This is a genomic window from Rhodococcus sp. FG69 (assembly GCF_057808915.1).
On sequence record NZ_JBMDIX010000013.1, the window covers coordinates 119,916 to 142,664 of the forward strand.

General features: G+C 64.4%; 23 protein-coding genes and 1 pseudogene. 17 read left to right on the plus strand and 7 right to left on the minus strand.

Features of this window, described 5'->3' with window-relative positions:
- Nucleotides 1-98: 98 nt before the first annotated feature.
- From ACODSO_RS12770 to ACODSO_RS12825, 12 genes are all read left to right on the plus strand, one after another.
- Entirely contained in the window at nucleotides 99-1,910 is a 1,812-nt protein-coding gene (locus ACODSO_RS12770; protein ID WP_489037250.1) for a hypothetical protein, read from the plus strand.
- A 146-nt stretch (nucleotides 1,911-2,056) separates the two neighbouring features.
- The gene (sucC, locus tag ACODSO_RS12775; protein WP_068377416.1) at nucleotides 2,057-3,220 is read left to right on the plus strand and encodes an ADP-forming succinate--CoA ligase subunit beta; all 1,164 of its coding nucleotides are present in this window, start codon (nucleotides 2,057-2,059) and stop codon (nucleotides 3,218-3,220) included.
- Nucleotides 3,221-3,228: 8 nt separating this feature from the next.
- Nucleotides 3,229-4,140, plus strand: coding sequence for a succinate--CoA ligase subunit alpha (gene sucD, locus ACODSO_RS12780; protein WP_489037251.1), 912 nt, complete (start codon nucleotides 3,229-3,231; stop codon nucleotides 4,138-4,140).
- A 257-nt stretch (nucleotides 4,141-4,397) separates the two neighbouring features.
- Nucleotides 4,398-5,621: an acyl-CoA dehydrogenase family protein gene (locus tag ACODSO_RS12785; protein ID WP_489037252.1), complete on the plus strand. Its 1,224-nt coding sequence runs from the start codon at nucleotides 4,398-4,400 to the stop codon at nucleotides 5,619-5,621.
- Nucleotides 5,622-5,644: 23 nt separating this feature from the next.
- Nucleotides 5,645-6,757 carry a dimethylsulfone monooxygenase SfnG gene (sfnG, locus tag ACODSO_RS12790; protein ID WP_489037253.1) on the plus strand — a complete coding sequence of 371 codons (1,113 nt, stop codon included), beginning with the start codon at nucleotides 5,645-5,647 and terminating at the stop codon, nucleotides 6,755-6,757.
- 80 nt (nucleotides 6,758-6,837) lie between these two features.
- Nucleotides 6,838-7,947 (plus strand): DUF5336 domain-containing protein, encoded by a 1,110-nt coding sequence (locus ACODSO_RS12795; protein ID WP_489037254.1) that lies wholly within the window; start codon nucleotides 6,838-6,840, stop codon nucleotides 7,945-7,947.
- 57 nt (nucleotides 7,948-8,004) lie between these two features.
- Nucleotides 8,005-9,462 carry a cell division protein PerM gene (locus ACODSO_RS12800; protein WP_489037255.1) on the plus strand — a complete coding sequence of 486 codons (1,458 nt, stop codon included), beginning with the start codon at nucleotides 8,005-8,007 and terminating at the stop codon, nucleotides 9,460-9,462.
- Nucleotides 9,463-9,582: 120 nt separating this feature from the next.
- On the plus strand, nucleotides 9,583-10,206 hold the full coding sequence (gene purN / locus ACODSO_RS12805; RefSeq protein ID WP_489037265.1) for a phosphoribosylglycinamide formyltransferase: 624 nt from the start codon (nucleotides 9,583-9,585) through the stop codon (nucleotides 10,204-10,206).
- A complete protein-coding gene (purH, locus tag ACODSO_RS12810) occupies nucleotides 10,203-11,753 on the plus strand; it encodes a bifunctional phosphoribosylaminoimidazolecarboxamide formyltransferase/IMP cyclohydrolase (RefSeq protein WP_489037256.1) in 1,551 nt (516 codons plus the stop codon). Before purN ends, purH begins: the two co-directional genes overlap by 4 nt.
- A 148-nt stretch (nucleotides 11,754-11,901) precedes the next feature.
- Nucleotides 11,902-12,768: a DUF559 domain-containing protein gene (locus ACODSO_RS12815; RefSeq protein ID WP_489037257.1), complete on the plus strand. Its 867-nt coding sequence runs from the start codon at nucleotides 11,902-11,904 to the stop codon at nucleotides 12,766-12,768.
- Nucleotides 12,769-12,866: 98 nt separating this feature from the next.
- Complete coding sequence (locus tag ACODSO_RS12820; RefSeq protein ID WP_489037258.1) at nucleotides 12,867-14,252, plus strand: sigma 54-interacting transcriptional regulator; 1,386 nt, start codon at nucleotides 12,867-12,869, stop codon at nucleotides 14,250-14,252.
- Nucleotides 14,252-16,201, plus strand: coding sequence for a vWA domain-containing protein (locus ACODSO_RS12825; protein WP_068377390.1), 1,950 nt, complete (start codon nucleotides 14,252-14,254; stop codon nucleotides 16,199-16,201). Before ACODSO_RS12820 ends, ACODSO_RS12825 begins: the two co-directional genes overlap by 1 nt.
- 67 nt (nucleotides 16,202-16,268) lie before the next feature.
- Here ACODSO_RS12825 and ACODSO_RS12830 read toward each other — a convergent pair whose 3' ends face one another.
- From ACODSO_RS12830 to rpmB, 7 genes are all read right to left on the minus strand, one after another.
- A complete protein-coding gene (locus ACODSO_RS12830) occupies nucleotides 16,269-16,838 on the minus strand; it encodes a DUF1707 SHOCT-like domain-containing protein (RefSeq protein WP_489037259.1) in 570 nt (189 codons plus the stop codon).
- 13 nt (nucleotides 16,839-16,851) lie between these two features.
- Complete coding sequence (locus ACODSO_RS12835; protein WP_489037260.1) at nucleotides 16,852-17,316, minus strand: hypothetical protein; 465 nt, start codon at nucleotides 17,314-17,316, stop codon at nucleotides 16,852-16,854.
- Between the two features lie 56 nt (nucleotides 17,317-17,372).
- Nucleotides 17,373-18,296 carry an AEC family transporter gene (locus tag ACODSO_RS12840; protein WP_489037261.1) on the minus strand — a complete coding sequence of 308 codons (924 nt, stop codon included), beginning with the start codon at nucleotides 18,294-18,296 and terminating at the stop codon, nucleotides 17,373-17,375.
- 114 nt (nucleotides 18,297-18,410) lie between these two features.
- On the minus strand, nucleotides 18,411-18,665 hold the full coding sequence (gene rpsR, locus ACODSO_RS12845) for a 30S ribosomal protein S18 (RefSeq protein WP_008719028.1): 255 nt from the start codon (nucleotides 18,663-18,665) through the stop codon (nucleotides 18,411-18,413).
- 15 nt (nucleotides 18,666-18,680) lie between these two features.
- Complete coding sequence (gene rpsN, locus ACODSO_RS12850; protein WP_068377377.1) at nucleotides 18,681-18,986, minus strand: 30S ribosomal protein S14; 306 nt, start codon at nucleotides 18,984-18,986, stop codon at nucleotides 18,681-18,683.
- Nucleotide 18,987: 1 nt separating this feature from the next.
- Nucleotides 18,988-19,158, minus strand: a complete 171-nt coding sequence (gene rpmG, locus ACODSO_RS12855; RefSeq protein WP_170947607.1) for a 50S ribosomal protein L33 — start codon at nucleotides 19,156-19,158, stop codon at nucleotides 18,988-18,990.
- Nucleotides 19,155-19,391 (minus strand): 50S ribosomal protein L28, encoded by a 237-nt coding sequence (rpmB, locus tag ACODSO_RS12860; protein WP_068377374.1) that lies wholly within the window; start codon nucleotides 19,389-19,391, stop codon nucleotides 19,155-19,157. Before rpmB ends, rpmG begins: the two co-directional genes overlap by 4 nt.
- 118 nt (nucleotides 19,392-19,509) lie before the next feature.
- Here rpmB and mrf point away from each other — a divergent pair, with 118 nt between their 5' ends.
- From mrf to ACODSO_RS12885, 5 genes and pseudogenes are all read left to right on the plus strand, one after another.
- Nucleotides 19,510-20,760: a ribosome hibernation factor-recruiting GTPase MRF gene (gene mrf / locus ACODSO_RS12865; RefSeq protein WP_489037266.1), complete on the plus strand. Its 1,251-nt coding sequence runs from the start codon at nucleotides 19,510-19,512 to the stop codon at nucleotides 20,758-20,760.
- Nucleotides 20,757-21,017, plus strand: coding sequence for a type B 50S ribosomal protein L31 (locus ACODSO_RS12870; protein ID WP_068377370.1), 261 nt, complete (start codon nucleotides 20,757-20,759; stop codon nucleotides 21,015-21,017). Before mrf ends, ACODSO_RS12870 begins: the two co-directional genes overlap by 4 nt.
- A gap of 3 nt (nucleotides 21,018-21,020) precedes the next feature.
- Nucleotides 21,021-21,188 (plus strand): 50S ribosomal protein L32, encoded by a 168-nt coding sequence (rpmF, locus tag ACODSO_RS12875; protein WP_489037262.1) that lies wholly within the window; start codon nucleotides 21,021-21,023, stop codon nucleotides 21,186-21,188.
- Nucleotides 21,189-21,203: 15 nt separating this feature from the next.
- Nucleotides 21,204-22,262 carry a VIT1/CCC1 transporter family protein gene (locus ACODSO_RS12880; protein ID WP_489037263.1) on the plus strand — a complete coding sequence of 353 codons (1,059 nt, stop codon included), beginning with the start codon at nucleotides 21,204-21,206 and terminating at the stop codon, nucleotides 22,260-22,262.
- A 48-nt stretch (nucleotides 22,263-22,310) separates the two neighbouring features.
- A pseudogene (locus ACODSO_RS12885) lies at nucleotides 22,311-22,697 on the plus strand (lipase); the annotation flags it as partial.
- Between the last annotated feature and the right edge of the window lie 52 nt (nucleotides 22,698-22,749).

The following is a 22,749-nucleotide window of genomic DNA, read 5'->3' on the forward strand; positions in this document are numbered from 1 at the left end:
AGCACGCCGGTTCGAAAACGAAACTCCGAAAACACGGCAGATGGCTGTCGGCGCGTGGCGGCCGAGAAGATCGCCGACGAGCGATAGCGTCCTGACACGTGTCCTCTCCTTCGCACACAGGCAAAGTTCCTCCCCGCGTAATCGAGGGTCGATCGCCGGACGGCGCGAGCTCCCGCGCAGCGGCCCTTGCGGCGACCGCAGCGACGTCGATCGCGGCGTTGATCGCCCTCGCTTCCCTCGCCCTCGAGTCCGTGGGATCGACCGAAGTAGGTGGCCCGCAACCCGGAGTCGTCGCGGCGGCGGTCGTTGCGGTGGCTCCTGTCGTCGCTGTGGCGATTCTGGCGATTCTCACCGTCCTCGCTCGGCCTGCGCTCGCCGGCGCACTGACGGCCGGATACGGCGCCATCTCGGTGGGACTGCTCCTGCTCGATCTCGGTTTGGTCAGTTCGCCCATCGATGCCAATAGGCTCGAGCTGTTCCGGCCGATTACTGCCGAAGCCCTCGAGCCCGAACTCGGTGCCTACGCGTTGATCGCCGCCCATGCCCTCGCAGTGGTGGGTGGCGTGCTCGGTCTCGTCGCAGTCGGTAGGGCGTCGTTCGACGACGGCTACGGCCATTCGCCCCGAGCGGAGCTGACGGGTCGGTCGTCGTCAGTTCGAATCGGCGCGATGCTGTCTGTGATCGCGGTAGCGGCCTCGCTCGTCGCCGCCGCCGCAATGTGGGCACCGCCGTACATTTCGACCGATTCGATCGTCCTGGTTCGAGCAGTCGTCGAATCGCCCCTCACGACCGCGCTCGGTTCGGGAGCGCTGTCGCTGGCAGTGGTGATCGTCGCGGCAGCAGCCCTCGCATCGATCTCCCCGCCTGTTGCTGCCGGCGCGATGCTTGCTGCCGGTCTTGGGATCGTCGGGGTCTTCGGCAGCCGGGTCGTCGCGGGATCCGCTTCAGGTCCTGGCGTCGACGCATCGGCGGGTTCCTGGATCGGCGCGGTCGGGGGGATCGCGCTGACCGTCGTCGGAGTTCTCGCCCTCCCCGTCTCTGCCGTCCGCGACCGACGGGACGACGCCCGGGAATCCACGCGCCGTGATCGGAAGCTGCAGGACTCGAGTTCGTCCATGCGGTGGCACGTCGTTGCCGGGACGGCGGGGGTGGTCGGGGGAGTGCTCCTGAGTACTGCTGGATTCCTGCCGATACTCGATGTTCCCGACGGCGTGCCGAATCCGACGATTCTCGCGACGCGGACGGCGCTCATCGCAGGGTTCGTTCTCGTGATCGCGTCCGTTCCGATGTTTTTCTCGTTGTTCGCCGATACCGTCCGACCGGCACTCGGGATCATCGCCGTCGCGGCGATCATGGCCTCGACCGGCGTTCTGCAGTCGGTGGTGTTGGCTGCCGACATCGACGGTATCGGTCTCGGTATCGGCGGCATCGCGACTGCTCTCGGGGCGGCCGCCGCGGCCGTCTGTGGAGTCGGGGTGCTCCTCGCGGGTAGTTCCGAGCGGGACGACGTCGACACATCCGACGTCCGCAACGACGGCAACGTGGGGTCGGTGGCGTGGCTCGGAGGGTTCGTGTCGGCAGTGGCTCTCGGATTGCCCCTCTACCGAGGCGTCGACACCTCGGCGGCGTCGTTCGCCGAGTTCCCGTGGGGTTGGGATGCCTGGGGTCAGGCAGTGATGGCGGTGACCGTGGTGGTGGCCGTCGTCCTCGCGGCGCGTTCGCGGCCCGCCAGAGGGACTGCCCTTCTCGTCGGGTGCGCGGTCGCGATGGTCGTCTATCTGTTGGGTTGGCCGCTGACGCAAGCGCGTGTGCTCGACCCTGTCGTCGGAGCCGGTTCGTTCGTCGGCGCGCTCGGGTTAGTGATACTCGCTGTGGCGGCAGCTCTTTCGGCTCGACGCCCAAGCAAGTGAGGCGTGGGACACACACCACGCTCCGGTGAGATAGACCACATAGCATCCATGCGCCCGATGCGCTCCCTGGGCATCTGGATAAAGTCCATCATCAGACCCGCTCACACCCCTTGAGCGGGCGTCAACGTAGACGAGACGGTGAGCTGATGGATCTCTTCGAATACCAGGCGAAGGAATTGTTCGCCAAGCATGGCGTACCCACCTCCGCCGGTCGTGTCACGGACACGGTCGCCGGAGCAACAGAGATTGCCGAAGAAATCGGCAAGCCAGTAATGGTCAAAGCACAGGTCAAGGTCGGCGGCCGCGGCAAGGCCGGTGGCGTCAAGTACTCCAAGGACGTCGCAGCAGCCACCGAGAACGCAGAAGCGATTCTCGGACTCGACATCAAAGGCCACGTCGTCAAGAAGCTTCTCGTTGCAGAAGCCTCCGACATCGCCGAGGAGTACTACATCTCCTTCCTGCTGGACCGCACCAACCGCACCTACCTCGCGATGTGTTCGGTCGAGGGTGGCGTCGAAATCGAGGTGACGGCGGAAGAGAACCCCGACGCGCTCGCACGTATCCCGGTCGATGCCGTCAAGGGCGTCGACCTTGCTTTTGCTCGTGAAATCGCCGAAAAGGGCAAGCTTCCCGCCGAGGTGCTCGACGCCGCTGCGGTGACCATCCAGAAGCTGTGGGAGGTCTTCATCAACGAAGATGCTCTCCTGGTCGAGGTCAACCCGCTGGTTCGCACCCCGGACGATCAGATCCTCGCCCTCGACGGCAAGGTGACGCTCGACGCCAACGCAGACTTCCGTCAGCCCGGCCACGCGGACTTCGAGGACAAGGACGCAGCCGATCCTCTCGAGGCCAAGGCCAAGGAGAACGACCTCAACTACGTCAAGCTCGACGGACAGGTCGGCATCATCGGAAACGGTGCTGGACTGGTCATGTCGACCCTCGACGTCGTCGCATACGCAGGCGAGGCACACGGTGGCGTCAAGCCCGCCAACTTCCTCGACATCGGCGGCGGCGCATCGGCCGAGGTCATGGCTGCCGGTCTGGACGTCATCCTCAACGACTCGCAGGTCAAGAGCGTGTTCGTCAACGTCTTCGGCGGTATCACCGCATGTGACGCAGTTGCCAATGGCATCGTCGGCGCACTGAAGAAGCTGGGCGACGAAGCCAACAAGCCGCTGGTGGTTCGTCTCGACGGCAACAAAGTCGAAGAAGGCCGCAAGATTCTCGCCGACGCCGCGCACCCGCTGGTGACGCTCGCCGGAACCATGGATGAGGGCGCCGACAAGGCCGCCGAGCTGGCAGCGAAGTAGAGGAAACCATGTCAATCTTTCTGAACAAGGACAACAAGGTCATCGTCCAGGGCATCACCGGCGGCGAAGGCACCAAGCACACCGCCCTGATGCTCAAGGCCGGAACCCAGGTCGTCGGTGGCGTCAACGCACGTAAGGCCGGAACCACGGTCAAGCACGTCGACGCCGACGGCAACGACGTCGAACTCCCGGTCTTCGCATCCGTCGCCGAGGCCATGGAGAAGACCGGAGCGGACGTCTCCATCGCGTTCGTCCCGCCGGCATTCTCCAAGGACGCCATCGTCGAGGCGATCGACGCGGAGATCCCGCTGCTCGTCGTCATCACCGAAGGCATCCCCGTGCAGGACTCCGCATACGCGTGGGCCTACAACGTGGAGAAGGGCAAGAAGACCCGCATCATCGGCCCGAACTGCCCCGGAATCATCACTCCCGGTGAAGCTCTCGTCGGCATCACGCCTGCCAACATCTCCGGCACCGGCCCCATCGGCCTGGTCTCCAAGAGTGGCACGCTGACCTACCAGATGATGTTCGAGCTCCGTGACTTCGGCTTCTCGACGGCCATCGGCATCGGCGGCGACCCCGTCATCGGCACGACGCACATCGACGCCATCGAGGCGTTCGAAGCTGATCCCGAGACCAAGCTCATCGTCATGATCGGTGAAATCGGTGGCGACGCAGAAGAGCGCGCAGCCGATTACATCAAGGCCAACGTGACCAAGCCGGTCGTCGGCTACGTTGCAGGCTTCACCGCTCCCGAGGGCAAGACCATGGGCCATGCAGGCGCCATCGTCTCCGGCTCGCTGGGAACGGCGCAGGCGAAGAAGGACGCACTCGAGGCCGCAGGCGTCAAGGTCGGCAAGACGCCGTCCGAGACCGCTGCACTCGCGCGCCAGATTCTCGAATCGATGTCCGTGAAGTAGCTTTCACACCGGAAGGGCCCGCCACAACTGTTGTGGCGGGCCTTTTTGCGTGCGCGGGTGTCCGGTTGCGTGCGCGGGTGTCCGGTTGCGTGCGCGGGTGTCCGCTTGAATGAACCCCCGAAGCTATCTGACCGTATGGATGGACCATTCAAGCGATGCGGGGCGCGGCGACCAGCGATCCGGGACACGGCGAATTCTCAGAATCACGGTGAACAGAACTGTGTCCATTACCCCGCGCAACGGCTTCACTGATCCTCATGACTACCACCGAGAATCACTCAGTATCGACCAAGAACTGGCCCGACGCACCGACGTCCGCCGAAGGATGGATCGCCAGGGCGGGTGAGGTTGCGCAGCTACTCGCTGTCGATGCCGTCGCCCGAGACAAGGGCCGCGAGGTCCCCACCGCCGAGGTCCAGCTGCTGAAGGATGCAGGGCTCGTCACGTTGCTCGGACCCGTCGAACACGGTGGCGGCGGCCAAGACTGGCCTACCGCGTACCAGGTCATCCGCACCGTCGCTGCAGCCGACGGTTCCATCGGCCAACTCCTCGGCTACCACCTGCTGTGGTTCTGGGCAGCGCGTCTGGTCGGTACGCCCGAGCAGATCGAGGCCGTCGAAGCCGACGCCACGAAGAACAAGTGGTTCTTCGGCGGTGCCGTCAACCCGCGGGACAACGACGTCGCGGTCACCGACGAGGGTGACACGATTGTCTTCGACGGCGCGAAGTCCTTCTCGACGGGAAGTCGTGTCTCGGACGTCACGGTGCTCGAAGGAGCGTTGCAGGACGGTCAGCATGTGTTCGCGATCGTGCCGTCGAACATCGAGGGGCTGACGTTCCACGACGACTGGGACAACATCGGCTTGCGTCAGACCGAGAGCGGCAGCGTCACCATCGACAAGGTTCGCGTCGACTGGGCCAGCGCAGCAGGATTCGTGGACAAAGCCTTTCAGCCCCGCGTCTACAACACTCTCAACGTTCCAACCATCCAGCTGGTATTCATCAACTTCTATCTCGGTATCGCGCGGGGCGCACTCGAGGAGGCCGCGTCGTACACCAAGACCAAGACCCGCGCCTGGCTGCACAGCACCGTCGACTCAGCCGTCGACGAGCCGTACATCATCGACATCTACGGTGATCTGAAGTCCAAGCTGTGGGCCGTGGAGGCGTTGGCCGACGTAGTTGCGTTGGAAGGAAAGAAGATTCACGATAATGCGTGGAACGTGACTGCCCAGGAGCGCGGTGACCACGAGGTTCGCGTCGCGGCGCTGAAGGCGCGGGCGACGGAGGTTTCGCTCGAAATCACCTCGACTGTGTTCGAGGCGCTCGGGGCGCGCGCTACGGCAAGCAAGTACGGCTTCGACCGATTCTGGCGCAATGTGCGCACCCACACCCTGCACGATCCCGTCGCCTACAAGCGTCGCGAGGTCGGTCGATGGGTGCTCACGGGCGAACTGCCCGAACCGACCTGGTACTCGTAGAGCAATCTCGCCCAAGGAGAACAATGAGCACCGAAAAGATCGCCGACGCAATCAAATTCGCCTACTGGGTCCCGAATGTCAGTGGTGGTCTCGTCACCAGCGACATCGAGCAGAGAACCAGTTGGGACTACGAATACAACAAGAAGCTCGCGCAGACTGCCGAGAACAACGGCTTCGAGTATGCGTTGAGCCAGGTTCGCTACGAGGCAAGCTACGGGGCCGAATACCAGCACGAGTCGACGAGCTTCAGCCTTGCTTTGCTACTGGCAACGGAACGTCTGAAAGTCATCGCAGCGGTCCATCCAGGTCTGTGGCAGCCGGCGGTGTTGGCCAAGCTCGGTGCCACCGCCGACCACCTGTCGAACGGACGCTTCGCAGTCAACGTCGTCAGCGGCTGGTTCAAGGACGAATTCACCCACCTCGGGGAGCCGTGGCTCGAGCACGACGAAAGGTACCGTCGCAGTGCCGAATTCCTTCAGGTGCTACGCAAGATCTGGACCGAGGACGACGTCGACTTCCGCGGAGACTTCTACCGAATCCACGACTTCACGTTGAAGCCGAAGCCGATCGACACCCCGGAGCGTCCCAATCCTGAACTCTTCCAGGGCGGTAACTCCTCGGCCGCGCAGGAGAACGCCGGCAAGTACTCCGACTGGTACTTCTCCAACGGCAAGGACTACGACGGCGTCACGGAGCAATTGGACAACATCCGCCGGGTTGCACGATCGCACGACCGTGAGGTCAGGTTCGGTCTGAACGGCTTCATCATCGCCCGCGACACGGAGAAAGAAGCCAGGGACACACTTCGCGAGATCATCGAGAAGGCGAACAAGCCGGCAGTCGAGGGATTCAGGGGCGCTGTCCAGCAAGCCGGATCGTCGACGAAGGACGGCAAAGGCATGTGGGCGGATTCGACGTTCGAGGATCTCGTTCAGTACAACGACGGTTTCAAGAGTCAACTGATCGGAACTCCCGAGCAGGTAGCCCACCGCATCGTCGAGTACCGCAAGCGCGGAGTGGACTTGATCCTCGGCGGGTTCCTGCACTTTCAGGAAGAGATCGAGTACTTCGGCGCGAACGTACTGCCACTGGTCAGAGAGTTGGAATCTGCTCCGGCGCTGGTCGGGGCCGTCTGACGCAAGGGCAGAACACCGAATCGGGTCCGTAGACTAGCGTGGTCTATGGACCCGATTCAGTGCTATTTCAGGAGAGTGTCATGACCTTTTCACCCGAAGGCCCGCGTTCGTCGGGACCCGGTTCCGGCGGTTATGGCAGTGGCTACTCGCCGGAAGGCGCTCGGCCCTCGACGCCCGGTTACGGCAGCTACGGCCCGGCCGGTCAGCAGTACGGCGCGCAGTCGCAGCCGTCGCAGCAGCAGCCGTCGCAGTTCGGGCAGTCACCGTCTTCCTCGCCGACCGGGCAGTACACCCCGCCGCTCGCATCGGACCGGCCGTCGCCGCTTCCGCGGATTCTGGCTCTCGTCGTAGCAGGTCTCGGCGTTGTCAGCTTCTTGGTCGGACTGGCCGGACAGTACGAAGTTCCCGGCGAGGCGGTCAATTTCTTCTTCGTTCAGACCGGCGATCCGACGTCGATCGCCCTCCTGCTGGCGGGCGGACTTGTCGCCGCCAGTGGGCTGCTGCCCAAGCAAGCGGGCACGATGGGGGTCGCTGCAGCACTGTCGATAACCGGTTGGCTGGTGCTGGTGTTCCAGGCGTTCAACACCGGTGATGCAGGCCCGATCGGCGCATCGATCGAACTCGGGGTCGGCGGAATCATCGTCCTCGTACTGGGATTCGTGCAATCGGTTCTCGCCGTTGCCGCGACCCTGTTCGGTGCCGGGGTGATCAAAGCGCCGCAGCCGAAGCCGAAGTCGTACGGACAGACGAACTTCCAGGGCTACGGTCAGCAGGCTCCCGGTTACGGTCAGCAGAACCAGGGTTACGGCGGCTACGCCCAACCGACTCAGCAGAACTACGGCGTCCCCGGTCAGGGCTATGTTCCGCCCAACTACACCGGCCCCTCGCAGAGTCAGCAGGGTCAGCAGAATCAGCCCAACCAGAACACCACCGGTGGCCTCGGCTACCCCGTCGGCACGTCGAAGCCGGAGTCCGGACTCACCGGTCCTGCCGGACAGAACTCTCCGTTCGGTCAGCCCCAGTACGGTCAGCCCCCTGCGGGTTCGGGCGGTTACGCTGCGCCGCAGCACTCTGTTCCGTCGGACGCGCCGAGCGAGCGCACCGACGAGTCCGGGGACGACAGCACACCTCCGTACAGCGCTCCGACGCAAGCGTTCGGCCAGACCCCGCCGGATGAGGACAAGAAGTGAGCTCTGCTCGGCGCGCCTGATCGAACCGGTCGCCGGTTGGTGCAACGCTCGTAGCCGATGAGCGCCGTACTGAATCAGGAGAAGAAGCGCACCGGACGCACCCCTCGTCCGCCGGAGCGTCGACAGGTCCTTTCGCCTGCCCAGTCCAGAACGTTGATCGGCGTCGCTTTCCGCGTACCCGGTGTTCTCCTCGCGATCATTACGACGGTCGTGCTGGTGACGCTGGTGTCGGTCAACAGTGAACTCACCGGAACTTTCGGCGCCATCGCAGGCATGTGGTTCGCGGTTCACCTGGTCCCGCTGAATATCGCGGGCACCTCGCTCGGTGTCTTCCCGCTGTTGCCTACGTTGGTGGTCGCGGCCGTCGTCGTCCGTAGCGTCGCGAGGACCATGACGGAGACGACCACCCGCCGCGACTGCGCGTGGATCGTCGGCGCCGCCGTACTCGGTCCGCTGGTCGTGACGGCCTTGGCGCTCGCGGTGGCTGCGGATGCGTCCGCGGCGATCGGGTTGTCCAGCCCCCATGCCTTGGTCGCCTTCGCGTGGGTGGCGAGCGTGCACGCGGTGGCGGCGGGTATCGGTGTCTGCGTCGGGGCCCGGAAATCCGACGCCGTCGCAGAGCGCGTGCCGACGTGGATCGGCGAACTCGTCACGCCGACGATTCGAGCAGCATCGCTTCTGGTCGCAGGCGGCGGGGCGATCGTGCTGGTGGCGATGGTCGCCTCCTGGTCCACGATGGAAATGCTGCTCGAATCCGGCAACGGGTTCGTCGGCGTCCTCGGGCTGACCGTGCTGTCCATTCTGTACCTACCCAACGTTGTGTTGGGGTCTCTCGCGGTTGCAGTCGGATCCTCGACGCACATCGGTGAGGTGTCAGTGAGCATCTTTCAGTCCGTCGGTGGCCCGGTTCCGCCGTTGCCGATCCTGTCCGTCCTACCCGAGGGCGCTGCACAGACCGTGTGGATGCTGATGCTGATCGTCCCCATCTCTGCGGGCATATTCCTCGGGCGTGACTGCGCTCGGCGGTCGGTCGACGTCCACTACGCGCTGTCTTCGGTGTGGCTCGGCGCAGCAGTCGTCGGCCTCTGTGCCCTGGTCCTCGGGTTCGCGGCAGGCGGCAACCTCGGAACCTTCGGAACCGTGCAGGTCACTGTCTGGTCGTTCGGCCTTCTCGTGTTCGCCTGGCTTGCGGTCGTCGGGTCCATCGCCGCGGCAGTGACGGTGTGGCGCGGAGGGTCCAAGGAGCTTGCGGTTCCCGAAGCAGCACCGGTGGCACCCGTTGCAGTCGCCGCGATCGGTCAGCCCGTAGTCCACGAGGAGCGGGCGGTCGACGCGGAGGTCGTCGACGAGCCGGAACTGGTCGAGGCTGCACCGGCAGATGCCGACCAGCCCGCCGCCGATCCGGTCGAGGACATCGTCGACGCCGAGGTCGTCGAGGTCCCGGACGACGAGCAGACGAGCGAGGCGGTCGACACCGAGACCGCGGCTACCCCGGACGGGGACGACAAGTCCTGACGGGACCACCCCTGACGGGACCACCCCTGACAGGACCCCGCGACGGCTGCGACTACTGTTCATGCTGCCCCGGTGCGGTACCGACGGGCGTTCCGCCTCGACAAAACCAGGAGTAGTGCGCTGACTGCCTCGCGTGAGACACCCGCTCGGGTCGTCGTCCTCGCATCGGGGGCGGGCTCTCTGTTGCTGTCGCTTCTGACGGCGGCAGAGAACGATTCCTACCCTGCTCGGATCGCGGCGGTCGGTGTCGATCGTGATTGCGACGCGGCCCGGCACGCGCACTCGGCCGGCATTCCGCACTTCCGCATCGGCCTGCGCGATCATGCAGATCGAGATGCGTGGGACGCTGCCCTCACCGAAGCCGTACTCGAACACGAGCCCGATCTCGTCGTGACCGCCGGGTTCATGAAGATCCTCGGACCCCGTTTTCTCGACGCCTTCGCCGGCCGGATCATCAACACGCACCCCGCGCTGCTCCCGTCGTTCCCCGGAGCCCACGCGGTCGAGGATGCGCTCGCCTACGGCGTCAAACTGACCGGGTCGACGGTTCATCTCGTCGACGCGGGGGTCGATACCGGGCCGGTTCTGGCCCAGGAAGCTGTGCCCGTGTACGTAGACGACGATCGATCGTCGTTGCACGAGCGAATCAAGACCGTGGAACGCAGACTGCTGGTCGACGTGGTCGCTGCGGTTGCCACCCGAGGTGTTGTCTCCGATGGACGAAAGGCTCACATCCAACCATGAGTGAACGTAAAGCAGTGCGTCGTGCGCTGGTCAGCGTCTATGACAAGACCGGATTGATCGAGCTCGCGACCGGCTTGCACAACGCAGGCGTCGCTCTGGTCTCCACCGGATCGACTGCGTCCAAGATCGCCGACGCTGGGATACCGGTCACCAAGGTCGAGGATCTGACCGGCTTCCCCGAGACGCTCGACGGCCGAGTCAAGACGCTGCACCCGCGCGTGCACGCAGGCGTCCTCGCCGATACCCGGCGACCCGAGCATCTCGCACAGCTCGAGGACTTGGGTATCGAGGCATTCGAGCTGGTCGTGGTGAACCTCTATCCGTTCACCGACACCGTTGCCAGCGGCGCCACCCCCGACGAGTGCGTCGAGCAGATCGACATCGGTGGACCGTCGATGGTTCGTGCCGCAGCCAAGAATCATCCGTCCGTTGCAGTGGTCGTCGACCCGGCTCGCTACGAGGATGTGCTGAGCGCCGTCGCAGGCGGTGGGTTCACTCTCGCGGAGCGAGTTTCGCTTGCTGCACAGGCGTTTCAGCACACCGCCGCGTACGACGTCGCGGTGGCGTCGTGGATGAGCAGTGTGCTCGTCGATTCCGAGGAGCAGTTCCCCGAGTGGATCGGCGGTACCTGGGATCGGTCCGCAGTGCTTCGGTACGGCGAGAACCCGCACCAGGCCGCAGCGCTGTACGTCAGTCCCACCGGCAGCGGTATCGCGCAGGCAGAGCAGTTGCACGGCAAGGAGATGTCGTACAACAACTTCACCGACGCCGACGCAGCATGGCGTGCGGCGTTCGATCACGAGGCGCCTACCGTCGCAATCATCAAGCACGCCAACCCGTGTGGCATTGCAGTAGGCGCCGACATCGCCGAGGCGCATCGCAAGGCGCACGCCTGCGACCCGGTCAGCGCGTACGGCGGCGTCATCGCGGCCAATCGTGAGGTGACGGTCGACATGGCCGAGCAGGTCGCCGAAATCTTCACCGAGGTCATCGTCGCACCGTCGTACGCGGACGGTGCGCTCGGAGTTCTGCAGCGCAAGAAGAACGTTCGCGTCCTACTGGCAACGCCCCCGTCGCCGCAGGGGGTCGAGCTCAAGCCGATTTCCGGTGGCACCCTGATGCAGCAGCGCGACGCGATCGACGCCGACGGCGACAACCCGGCCAACTGGACCCTCGCCGCCGGTGATCCTGCCGACGAGCAGACCCTGAAGGACCTCGAATTCGCTTGGCGTGCAGGGCGTGCGGTGAAGTCCAACGCGATCCTGCTGGCCAAGGACGGCGCGTCGGTCGGTGTCGGCATGGGACAGGTCAACCGCGTCGACGCCGCACACTTGGCAGTTCAGCGTGCGGGCGACCGCGTCGAGGGTTCGGTGGCGTCCTCGGACGCGTTCTTCCCGTTCCCCGACGGCTTGCAGGTGCTCCTGACTGCAGGTGTGAAAGCCGTCGTGCAGCCCGGTGGGTCCGTGCGCGACAACGAGGTCATTGCGGCAGCTCAGGACGCCGGGGTCACCCTCTACCTGACGGGGTCGCGGCACTTCGCGCACTGACCTTTCCGCCGAGTTCGCACTTGTGCAGGCCAATACCCCACTTTCGTCTGCATAAGTGCGATCTCGGCAACTGTGGATGGATTTTCCGGCTATCCACAGATGCAATGTCGTTACCCCACTGCACGGCCTACGCTGTCATCGTCGAAGCGTGCAGTCCGACAATCCGTTCAGAGGTTCGCTCGCGGTCCGCAAGGGTGATCTGACCCGTCATCAACTGGCGCATGGATTCGAGCGTATTCACCGCGACGTGTACGTCCGGAAGAATGTCGTCGTCGACGCAGTCGTCAAAGCGCGTGCCGCACATGTGCTCGCAGGGAGTTCGGCTGTGTTGTGCGGACTGTCGGCAGCTGCGCTGCACGGAGCCAAATGGATCGACCCGGACGAACCCGCCGAGCTGATCTGGCACGAGCGGAGGCGTCGGCTCAGTGGACTGCGGATTCGATACGACAGTGTGTCCGATTCGGAGATCGCTTCGATCGGCGAACTTTCCGTGACCACTGTGCCGCGGACCATGTTCGACCTGGCTCGGCGTCTGCCTCGACTTCGTGCCGTTCAACTGCTGGACTCATTAGCCAACGCCAGCGGCGTGTCGACCGCCGAGGCAATGGCGCTGATCGAGCGATGGCCGGGTCTTCGAGGCGTCGCGCAGGCGCCGGCCATTCTTGCGATGGTCGACGGCGGATCGGAGTCACCTCAGGAGACTCGAACACGGATCCTGCTTCTCGACGCGGGGCTGCCGACGCCGACAACCCAGATTCGTGTGACGGGCTCGGACGGAAAAGTGTTCGCACGGTGTGACCTGGGATGGCCGGAGTGGAAGGTCGTCGTCGAGTACGACGGGATACAGCATTGGACGTCCGAGAAACAGCGTACGTGGGACATCGAGCGCTACGACAAACTCGTACGGGCAGGATGGCTGGTCGTTCGCGTCAATTCCGAGCAGTTGCGGACTCGACCGCTCGAAGTGGTGGCTCGTGTGCGGGAGAAACTGCGAATGGCAGGTGCCCCGGTCTGACGAGTTCGCACTTGTGCAGGCGGATCCCGACGTCTCGTCTGCACAAGTGCGAACTCGACGAGGGTGCACAAACGTGCGAACGCTCGTAGCGTGGAGAGGTGACCTCTACCCAACCTGGCATCACCACCGTCGGCGAGCTGCGCGCGTCCGGACACGTGCAGCGTTCCGTCAAAGACGAACTCCGGGAAAATCTGCTCGACGCTCTACGCGAAGGCCGCGATGCGTGGCCGGGGATACTCGGCTTCGACAAGACCGTGCTCCCGCAGTTCGAACGCGCGATCCTTGCTGGTCACGACGTCGTTCTGCTCGGCGAACGAGGTCAGGGCAAGACTCGACTGCTCCGCACGCTTCATCTCCTGCTGGACGAGTGGTCCCCGGTCATCGAGGGCTCCGAGCTCGGCGAACATCCCTACGAACCCATCACCCCGGCGAGCATGCGGCGGGCGAAGGAATTGGGCGAGTTACTTCCCGTTGTGTGGCGACACCGCAGCGAGCGGTACGCCGAGAAGCTCGCGACGCCGGACACGTCGGTCGCCGACCTCGTGGGCGACGTCGACCCGGTCAAGGTTGCCGAGGGACGCAGCCTGGGTGATCCCGAGACCATTCACTTCGGTCTGGTCCCGCGCAGCCATCGCGGAATCGTGGCCATCAACGAGTTGCCCGACCTCGCCGAGCGCATCCAGGTCTCGCTGCTCAACGTCATGGAAGAGCGCGACATTCAGGTCCGCGGTTACACGCTTCGGCTGCCGCTCGACGTCGTGCTCGTGGCGAGCGCCAACCCCGAGGACTACACCAACCGTGGGCGGATCATCACCCCGCTGAAGGACCGGTTCGGTGCCGAGATCCGTACTCACTACCCGCACGCCCTCGACGACGAGATCTCGGTGATCGAGCAGGAAGCCAACTTGCCCGCGGCTGTGCCGTCGTATCTGCTCGAGATTCTTGCCCGCTTCACCCGGCTGCTCCGCGAGTCACCGTCGGTCGATCAGCGATCGGGTGTCTCTGCTCGGTTCGCTATCGCGGCTGCCGAGACCATTGCTGCTGCAGCAGTTCACCGCGCAGCCGTGCTCGGTGAGAGCGACGCGGTGGCGCGTCCGGTCGACCTGGGAACCATCATCGAGGTACTTCGAGGCAAGGTCGAATTCGAATCCGGAGAGGAGGGCCGTGAAACGGAGGTTCTCGAACACCTCCTGCGTCGGGCGACCGCTGACACTGTCCGTGAGCGGTTGGGCGGAATCAATCTGGCGCCCTTGGTCACCGCGATCGAAGAGGGCGATCCGGTCGTGACGGGTGATCGCATCGCAGCCAAGACTCTGATCGGAGAGTTGCCCGACCTGGAGGTTCTGCAAGAGATCGACGAACGGCTCGACGCGACCACCGACGGCGAACGGGCGGCCGCAACAGAACTCGCGTTGGAGGGCCTCTACTTGGCGCGACGCATAGCCAAGGATCCCGACGACGACGGCCAGACGGTGTACAGCTGATGCCGGCCAGCAGATACGGGCGATATCACGGGGGACCTGATCCGCTGGCCGCACCCGTCGACCTGAGAGAGGCCCTCGAGTCCATCGGCAACGACGTTCTGGAGGGCGCGTCGCCGAGGCGCGCGATGCAGGAGATGCTTCGGCGTGGAACGCAGAACATGCGCGGTCTCGACGACCTTGCAGCCGAGGCCAACCGTCGTCGACGAGATCTCTTGCGGAAGAACAACCTCGACGGGACCCTGCAGGAAGTGCGCGAGCTTCTCGACAAGGCGGTTCTCGAGGAGCGCAAGACTCTCGCCAGAGCTCTCGACGACGACGCCCGTTTTCAGGAGATGCAGATCGGTGACCTGTCGCCGTCGACTGCGCAGGCCGTGCAGGAGCTGGCCGACTACGACTGGCGTTCGTCCGAGGCACGGGAGAACTACGAGAAGATCAAGGATCTGCTCGGCCGCGAGATGCTCGATCAACGCTTCGCGGGCATGAAGAACGCGCTGGAGAATGCGACGGACGAGGACCGTCAGGCGATCAGCGAGATGCTGAAGGACCTGAACGAGCTTCTCGACAAGCACAATCGGGGCGAGGACACCGACGAGCAGTTCGCCGACTTCATGCGCAAGCACGGGCAGCACTTCCCGGAGAACCCGCAGAATGTGGACGAGCTCCTCGACTCGCTCGCGCAGCGAGCCGCAGCGGCTCAGCGCTTGCGCAACTCGCTCAGTCCCGAGCAACGAGCAGAGCTCGATGCGCTCGCGCAGCAGGCGTTCGGTGACTCGAATTTGCTCGCGCAACTGGATCAACTCGACCAGAATCTCCAGCAAGCAAGGCCGGGCGAGGATTGGGATGGTTCGCAGAACTTCCGCGGCGAGAATGGAATGGGGCTCGGCGACGGAACCGGTGCGCTCCAGGACATCGCGGAGCTCGAGAACCTCGGCAACCAACTCTCGCAGCAGTACAACGGCGCTGCCCTCGACGATATCGATGCGGAAGCGCTGCTGAAGCAGTTGGGCCCCGAGGCAGCAGCCGATGCGCGGATGCTGTCCGAGCTCGAAAAGGCGCTGGAGCAGCAAGGTTTCATGGACAAGGGTGCCGACGGTCAGTGGCGTCTGTCCCCGAAGGCGATGCGCCAGTTGGGTCAGTCCGCGCTGAAGGATGTGGCAGGCAAGATTTCCCGACGCGGTGGCGAGCGGGATACCCGTCGAGCAGGCGCGATGGGGGAGCCGACGGGTGCATCGCGGGCCTGGGAATTCGGCGACACCGAGCCGTGGGACGTGACGAGGACCGTCAATAACGCGGTGCTGAGGACTGCCGCGTCGGGCGGAGAGTTCCCGGTCCAGCTGCAGGTCACGGACGTCGAGATCAGCGAAACCGAAACTCGGACGCAGGCTGCCGTCGCGTTGCTGGTCGATACGTCGTTCTCGATGGTCATGGACGGTCGGTGGGTGCCGATGAAGCGAACGGCGCTCGCGCTCAATCACCTTGTCAGTACTCGGTTCCGGGGTGATGATCTGCAACTCATCGGATTCGGTCGGCACGCGCAGAAGTTGACGGCGTCCGAGTTGGCGGGTCTCGACGGCGCCTACGACCAAGGCACCAACCTGCACCATGCGTTGTTGCTCGCGGCCAGGCATCTGCGTCGTCATCCGAATGCTCAACCGGTGGTGCTGATCGTGACGGATGGGGAGCCGACGGCGCATCTCGAACCCGACGGTCATGCGTTCTTCGACTATCCGCCGTCGCCGCGCACATTGGGGCTGACGGTGCGGGAACTGGACACCATTGCGAAACTCGGTGCGCAGGTGACCATCTTCAGGCTGGGCGACGATCCGGGGCTCGCGCGGGTGGTCGATCGCATGGCCGAGCGCGTAGGTGGGCGGGTCATTGCTCCGGACCTCGACGGACTCGGTGCCGCGGTCGTCACCGACTATCTGAAGCGACGCAGGAAGGGGTGAGGCCTCCGGCCCAGTGGCACGAACAAGTGCACCCTGGTGCACTCAAACGTGCCACTGGCGCGGAGCGCTACTTCTCGACCTTGATCCCGACGCCGCCCCAGAACGCGAAGCCGGTCACGATGACTCGCGGCGCGTTCGGCGCACCGGTCTGCGCGATGTGATCGAAGCCGCCCATGATGCCTGCCCCGCGGACCTCGACGCCGATGTTCGACGGCACGGTGATGTCGATGCCGCCCATGATCGCGACGCAGTTGATCGTCACCTCGGGGGCCGAGAAGTGCGCGTGGCGCAGGTCGATCTCACCGCCACCCCAGAACGCAATTGCCTCGACACGCGGCGCCACGGTCCACTCGCCCTTGCGCGCGAAGCCGCTCATGATTGCGATTGCGCGATCGACGTCGGGTCCTGCATTGGAATACTGAACCGAGGAGGGCGGAGCGAGTGCAAGGTCGCTCGTCAGCACGTCGAGTTCGCCGTAGGTCTTCGCTCGATACGCCGCCGCGGTGCGTTCGTCGTACTCGGCGAGGGTCAGTTGCCCCTCTGCGAGTGCGTCGCTGAGAAGCTTGGCGACGAGATTTCGATCGGCATCGGCCGCGCGTACCGACGCTCGCTGCTGTTCGGGTAGGTGATCGCTCACCGGTGTCACGTTACTAGGCTGCGTTGACGATGGCTCGGTCTCCGAGCGGCGACTGAAGCGTCATCTGCATCGTTCCGTAGACGGCGACCATGATGCATGCCTTGTCCGCGGCCTCCGGGAGTGTGCCGGTCCGGAGTGCGACGACGACTTCCGTGTCGGACTCGGTGACCTCGACTTCGGCTCCGTAGCACTCCGGTGTGCCGGTGACGAAATGGATGGCAATGGTGTTGGGGGAGATTTGGCTCCAGGATTCGAACGGGGTCGGGGCAGCTCTGACCAGGCCAGTGGTGGACTCGAACATTGTGCCGACCTCGCCGACCGGAACTTCGACGGGGACGGGCGGGGCGCTCGGGCTGTGCAGCGTGTCGTCAGGGGCAGTGCTACTGGTGGTTTCGACGTTCTCGCTGCTGTCGGCCGTGTTCTCGCTACAGCCGACCAGCAGGACACACAGCAGTAGCCCCGCAGCCAGAAACCTCATATCTCCAAGGTAGCTGTGGGAGCTGAGTAGAACCTTTGGGTGGGCCATCGTGTCTCTCAGGCCAGCAGCGCGGTGACGAGTGCGATCACGGGAATCGAGACGAGGGTCGTGACGAAAGCAGTATCGCGCGCAAGTACGACCCCGCGGTTGTAGCGACTGGCGAACACGAAGACGTTCTGCGCCGTCGGGAGTGCGGAGATGACGGTGATGGCGAAGAGTTCGTGGCCGTCGAGGCCCATCGCCAACGCCATCGCAAACCCGAGGATCGGTTGCAGCACCATCTTCAAGGTCGACGCGAGGATCACGTCACGTCGGGGGCTCGTGCCCTTCTGCAGGACGCGCGCGCCGAACAGCGAGAGCCCGAAGGCGAGCAACGCACCGGGCACGGCGGCGCCTCCAATGAGATCGAACGGCTGCATGATCGACTCCGGTAACTCGATACCGGTGATCGAGAGCAGCAGACCTGCAGCGCCCGCCAGGACGATCGGATTCTTGAACGGTGTGACGACGATGGCGCGAATCGACGCCTTCTTCCCCATTGTCGACAGGTCGAGGATCGTCAGAGCAAGTGGCGAATAGATCAGGATCTGAAACAGCAGCAGAGGCGCGACGAAGTTGGCGTCACCGAGGACGAAGACCGCGATCGGGATGCCGAGGTTGGCAGCGTTGACGTACGAGGACGCTAGTCCGCCGACGGTCGCTTCGGGCACTGCGCGCTTCAGTACGAACTTCGCAATCGCGAAGTAGATCGCGCCGACCACGAGCGCAGTCACTCCTGCGACCACGAGCACGGGTGAGAGGATCACCGCCAGGTCCGACTGAGCGAGCGTCACGAAGAGCAAGGCCGGTGTGGCCACGAAGAAGACCAGTCGGCTCAGTACGAACTGGCCGTGTTCGCCCAGTACCTGGAACCGGGCGAGCACATACCCCAGCGCGATGACGATGAAGATGACCGTGAAGCCCTCGAGAACACCGGACATGTAGGGCTCAGGTTCTCGATTCTGGTGTAGGCGGCGGGAGAGTACTAACTCTAGTGCGCACGCAGAAAGGCCACGCACCCGAGCGGTGCGTGGCCTTTCTGCGACTGAAAGTGTCTAGCGGCTGGTGAACGGCAGCAGAGCCATCTCACGGGCGTTCTTCACCGCGACGGCAACCTGACGCTGCTGCTGCGGGGTGAGGCCGGTGACGCGGCGGCTGCGGATCTTGCCGCGGTCCGAAATGAACTGACGAAGAAGGTTGATGTCCTTGTAGTCCACCGTGGTGACCTTGGCGGCGTTCAACGGATTCTTCTTGGGTCGACGCCCTGCCTCTGCGCGGACCTTCTTCGACGGTGCTCTTTTGACTGCCATCTTTTTCCCTGTTCCTTACCAGCTCGACTTGTGGACGCCTGGCAGCTCCCCGCGGTGAGCCATCTCGCGCATTTTCACGCGGGAAAGTCCAAATTTCCGTAGGTGGCCGCGCGGACGTCCATCCGCAGCGTCACGATTGCGCAATCGTACCGGACTCGCGTCGCGTGGCAGACGCTGCAGTGCCGCCTGAGCATCGGCACGCTCGGAATCGGACGTCGACGGTCTGCGGATGATCTCTTTCAGCTCGCTCCGACGAGCTGCCCACCGCGCGACGACGACCTTGCGTTGCTCGTTCTTGGCGATCTTCGACTTCTTGGCCATGTCAGCGCTCTTCTCTGAAGTCGACGTGCTTGCGGACGACGGGGTCGTACTTCTTCAGGACGATCCTGTCAGGGTCGTTGCGACGGTTCTTCCTGGTCACGTACGTATAACCGGTTCCGGCAGTCGACTTCAGCTTGATGATCGGACGTACGTCCGTGCTCTTGCCCATCAGATCTTCTCCCCACGGGCGAGCAGCGTTGCGACGACCGCATCGATGCCGTCGCGGTCGATGGTCTTGATGCCTTTCGCCGACAGCGTCAACGTGACGCGGCGGCGCAAGCTGGGCACGAAGTACGTCTTCTTCTGGATGTTCGGATCCCAGCGACGGTTGGTCCTCACATGGGAGTGGGACACGGACTTACCGAATCCGGGCTTCCTTCCGGTCACCTGGCAGTGCGCAGACATACGCGCTCCTCTCTAGCTGTTATGACAATCGTTTTCGACAAAGCGCTCCGAGGAATGTAGCGTGCATCCGTAGTAAATGACAATCGTTGTCGAAAGAAGGGTGCTCGTGAACTTTCCAGTGGACCGTCGCACGCCGGTCGTCCTCGTATCGGGCTGGACGGGTGCCATGGACGCAGTAGTGACCTCGCTGCTCGCGCCGGGAACCGTTGCTGTGCGACACGAACTCGGCCGGGTGCACGAAGGAGTGGTCCGCCGGACGCTGTACGCGAACGCCGAGCCGGCGCGGGAGACGATCCTCGAACTGGCCCACGGATGCGTCTCGTGCACCTTGCGCGAGGACTTGCTGCCACTGCTTCGGAAGCTCGCGGCGCGCAGTTCGGTGCAGCGCATCGTGCTTGCCATGGATCCGGCCCTCGAACCCGAGGCGCTGTGCTGGGCGATCGACAACGTCGTGGTCGCGGGCGTCGTCGGGCAAGTCGACGGGCCGGCCTCGCGAGATGTTCGGATCGACGCCGTCGTCGATTGTCTCGACGCCGCAACCTGGCTCGCCGACGCCACCGGCGACGACGCGCTAGCCGATCGTGGCATCGTCGCCAGCGGTGACGACGATCGAACCGTCGCACAGGTCGTCGTCGGGCAGGTCGACTATGCAGATGCGCTCGTCGTTTCTGTGACCCCCGACGTCGAACCTTGGGAGCGAGCAAAACTCGCGGCCGTGCTTGCGCGACTTGCGCCGGGTGCGCCGATTGCCTGGGTCGGCCACGGTGACACCCTCGACACCGAAGCTCTCGTCGCTGCAATACCTTTCGACGCGCGGCGTGGCGAGGTCACCGACGCCCACTCACCATTGCTTCGGGGGCAGCCGCCGCTGACCGGCGAGTGCGGGGTGAGCCTTGTCGAGTTCACTGCCACCCGGCCGTTCCATCCCGAACGATTGCACGAAGCGATCGATGTGTTGCTCGACGGGGTCGTCACTGCGCGCGGACGAGCTTGGGTGGCAACACAACCCGACGAAGCGCTATGGATCGAATCTGCGGGTGGGGGACTGCGCGTCGCCAGTGCAGGTAGGTGGCTGGCGGCGATGACTCCGGAGGAGCAGGACGGCGTCGACACTTCCCGTCGCGCGATGGCCGCGCTGCGGTGGGACGACGAATTCGGTGATCGAGACACCTCACTCGTGGTCCTCGTTCACGCCGCGGATCCGTCGGAGATCGATCGAACTCTGCAGTGGGCTTTGGTTTCCGACGACGAGATGCACGACCGAGCTGCCTGGGCGCACTGGAACGACCCGTTCGGGCAATGGCACGAAGACCCCTGCGAAACAAGCGAATCGCCCTATCAGGACACACACCGAGAGGCAACAGAATGAAATCAGGAATTCACCCCGACTACCACCCGGTGGTCTTCCAGGACGCGGGCACCGGCACGAAGTTCCTCACCCGCTCCACCATCACGTCCTCTCGCGAGATCGAGTGGGAGGACGGGGCCACCTACCCGCTGGTCGTCGTCGACGTCACCAACGAATCGCACCCGTTCTGGACCGGCGCAAGCCGCATCATGGACACCCAGGGGCGCGTCGAGAAGTTCGAGAAGCGCTACGGTCGCCGCAGCAGGAAGGACGTCTGAGCCATGGCTGTTCCGAAGCGGAAGATGTCGCGATCCAACACCCGCAGTCGTCGTGCTCAGTGGAAGGCCTCACCGCCGGATCTGGTGACCGTTCGCCTCGGGGGTGTGGAATATCGAGTCCCTCGACGGCTCGTCAAGGCCGTGCAGACGGGGGTGTACGACCCCAGCTAGCGGTACGTTGAGCCTATGACAGACCCCTCGGTCAAGGACGTCAAGCGTTGGCGACGCTATCTCGCCGACGAACGGGCCGAGGCGGCGGTCTACCGTGACCTCGCAGACCGCCGCACCGGCGAGGAGCGAGAGATCCTCCTCGCGCTCGCCGAGGCCGAGGGCCGTCACGAGGAACATTGGCGACGCCTGCTCGGCGATCGAGTGGGCATGCCCTTGAAGGGAAGCCTTCGCACGCGCACCCTCGGCGTCCTCGCCCGTCGGTTCGGTTCGGTGTTCGTACTCGCACTCGCGCAGCGCGCCGAGACCAGGTCTCCGTACACATCGGAGGCCGGTGCCACCCACGCGATGATCGCCGACGAACAGATCCACGCCGAGGTGGTACGTGGGCTCGCGGCGCGGGGACGAAACCGCCTGTCCGGCAATTTCAGAGCCGCGGTATTCGGGGCGAACGACGGACTCGTCAGCAACCTCGCGCTCGTCCTCGGTATCAGCGGCAGTGGCGTGTCCAACAACATCGTTCTGGTAACCGGGCTCGCCGGGCTACTCGCCGGTGCCCTGTCGATGGGCGCGGGGGAATACGTATCCGTCCGCTCGCAGCGGGAGCTGCTCGAGGCGTCGGCACCCGACGGTTCCGCCCGCGACGCCGTTCGACATCTCGATGTCGACGCCAACGAACTGGCGTTGGTCTACCGCGCCCGTGGCATGTCGCCCGACGATGCCGAGACCAAGGCGTCCCGCGTGCTCGAGGATCTGTCGTCGGAGGACGCGATGGCTGCCGAGTCCGATGTTCACGAATCGGTTGGAACCGGAATAGGTGCCGCCCTTGCCAGCTTCTGCTTCTTCGCCTCCGGCGCGGTCATCCCGGTGCTGCCGTATCTCGTAGGACTGGAAGGTGTTGCAGCGCTGGTGGTCGCCGCAGTGCTGGTGGGCATCGCCCTGATCGGGACAGGAACGGTGGTCGGACTGCTCAGTGGGGGTTCACCGGTCAAGCGAGCTCTGCGACAGCTGGCCATCGGCTACGGGGCCGCGGGCGTGACATATTTGTTGGGAGTGCTGTTCGGTGGAGGCGTCTGAAAGGAATTCACGCGCATTCCTCGCCTCCGGAGAGCTATCGTGTGCCTCATGTCGACTTTCCTGCGCTCGCTTGTCGCTGCCGCTTCGACGACGTCCCTGGTGTTGGGCGCAACTGTTCTGAGCGTCTCGGTCGCTGCAGCGGACGAGGTCGACGCGACGCCGGGAACCGTTGTGAAGGTCGAGGAGTTGGCGGCCGACCTGTGGCTTCCTGGAACGGCCGAGGCCAAGCGGATCACGTACTGGACCGTCGGATCCGACGGCAACCCTGCCTTGAGTACCGGTGCATTCTTCGTCCCCGAAGGTCAAGCGCCCGAGGGTGGCTGGCCCGTGGTGGGTTGGGCGCATGGCACCTCGGGCTTGGACGACGACTGTGCTCCTTCTCTGGTCGGCCCTGCCGATACCGAGCGAGACCGTCAATACCTCGGCACGTGGCTAGTAGTACTTTGTTAGGTTGGGAATCTGTGGTGGCAGTGCGGGCAGGTTCCGA

What these genes read in the sequence shown, in the direction of transcription:
- sucC (WP_068377416.1), top strand. Translation starts at nt 2,057, where the DNA reads ATGGATCTCTTCGAATACCAGGCGAAGGAATTGTTCGCCAAGCATGGC.
- sucD (WP_489037251.1), top strand. Translation starts at nt 3,229, where the DNA reads ATGTCAATCTTTCTGAACAAGGACAACAAGGTCATCGTCCAGGGCATC.
- ACODSO_RS12785 (WP_489037252.1), top strand. Translation starts at nt 4,398, where the DNA reads ATGACTACCACCGAGAATCACTCAGTATCGACCAAGAACTGGCCCGAC.
- sfnG (WP_489037253.1), top strand. Translation starts at nt 5,645, where the DNA reads ATGAGCACCGAAAAGATCGCCGACGCAATCAAATTCGCCTACTGGGTC.
- ACODSO_RS12795 (WP_489037254.1), top strand. Translation starts at nt 6,838, where the DNA reads ATGACCTTTTCACCCGAAGGCCCGCGTTCGTCGGGACCCGGTTCCGGC.
- ACODSO_RS12800 (WP_489037255.1), top strand. Translation starts at nt 8,005, where the DNA reads ATGAGCGCCGTACTGAATCAGGAGAAGAAGCGCACCGGACGCACCCCT.
- purH (WP_489037256.1), top strand. Translation starts at nt 10,203, where the DNA reads ATGAGTGAACGTAAAGCAGTGCGTCGTGCGCTGGTCAGCGTCTATGAC.
- ACODSO_RS12825 (WP_068377390.1), top strand. Translation starts at nt 14,252, where the DNA reads ATGCCGGCCAGCAGATACGGGCGATATCACGGGGGACCTGATCCGCTG.
- ACODSO_RS12835 (WP_489037260.1), bottom strand. Translation starts at nt 17,316, where the DNA reads ATGAGGTTTCTGGCTGCGGGGCTACTGCTGTGTGTCCTGCTGGTCGGC.
- ACODSO_RS12840 (WP_489037261.1), bottom strand. Translation starts at nt 18,296, where the DNA reads ATGTCCGGTGTTCTCGAGGGCTTCACGGTCATCTTCATCGTCATCGCG.
- rpsR (WP_008719028.1), bottom strand. Translation starts at nt 18,665, where the DNA reads ATGGCAGTCAAAAGAGCACCGTCGAAGAAGGTCCGCGCAGAGGCAGGG.
- rpsN (WP_068377377.1), bottom strand. Translation starts at nt 18,986, where the DNA reads ATGGCCAAGAAGTCGAAGATCGCCAAGAACGAGCAACGCAAGGTCGTC.
- rpmB (WP_068377374.1), bottom strand. Translation starts at nt 19,391, where the DNA reads ATGTCTGCGCACTGCCAGGTGACCGGAAGGAAGCCCGGATTCGGTAAG.
- ACODSO_RS12870 (WP_068377370.1), top strand. Translation starts at nt 20,757, where the DNA reads ATGAAATCAGGAATTCACCCCGACTACCACCCGGTGGTCTTCCAGGAC.
- rpmF (WP_489037262.1), top strand. Translation starts at nt 21,021, where the DNA reads ATGGCTGTTCCGAAGCGGAAGATGTCGCGATCCAACACCCGCAGTCGT.
- ACODSO_RS12880 (WP_489037263.1), top strand. Translation starts at nt 21,204, where the DNA reads ATGACAGACCCCTCGGTCAAGGACGTCAAGCGTTGGCGACGCTATCTC.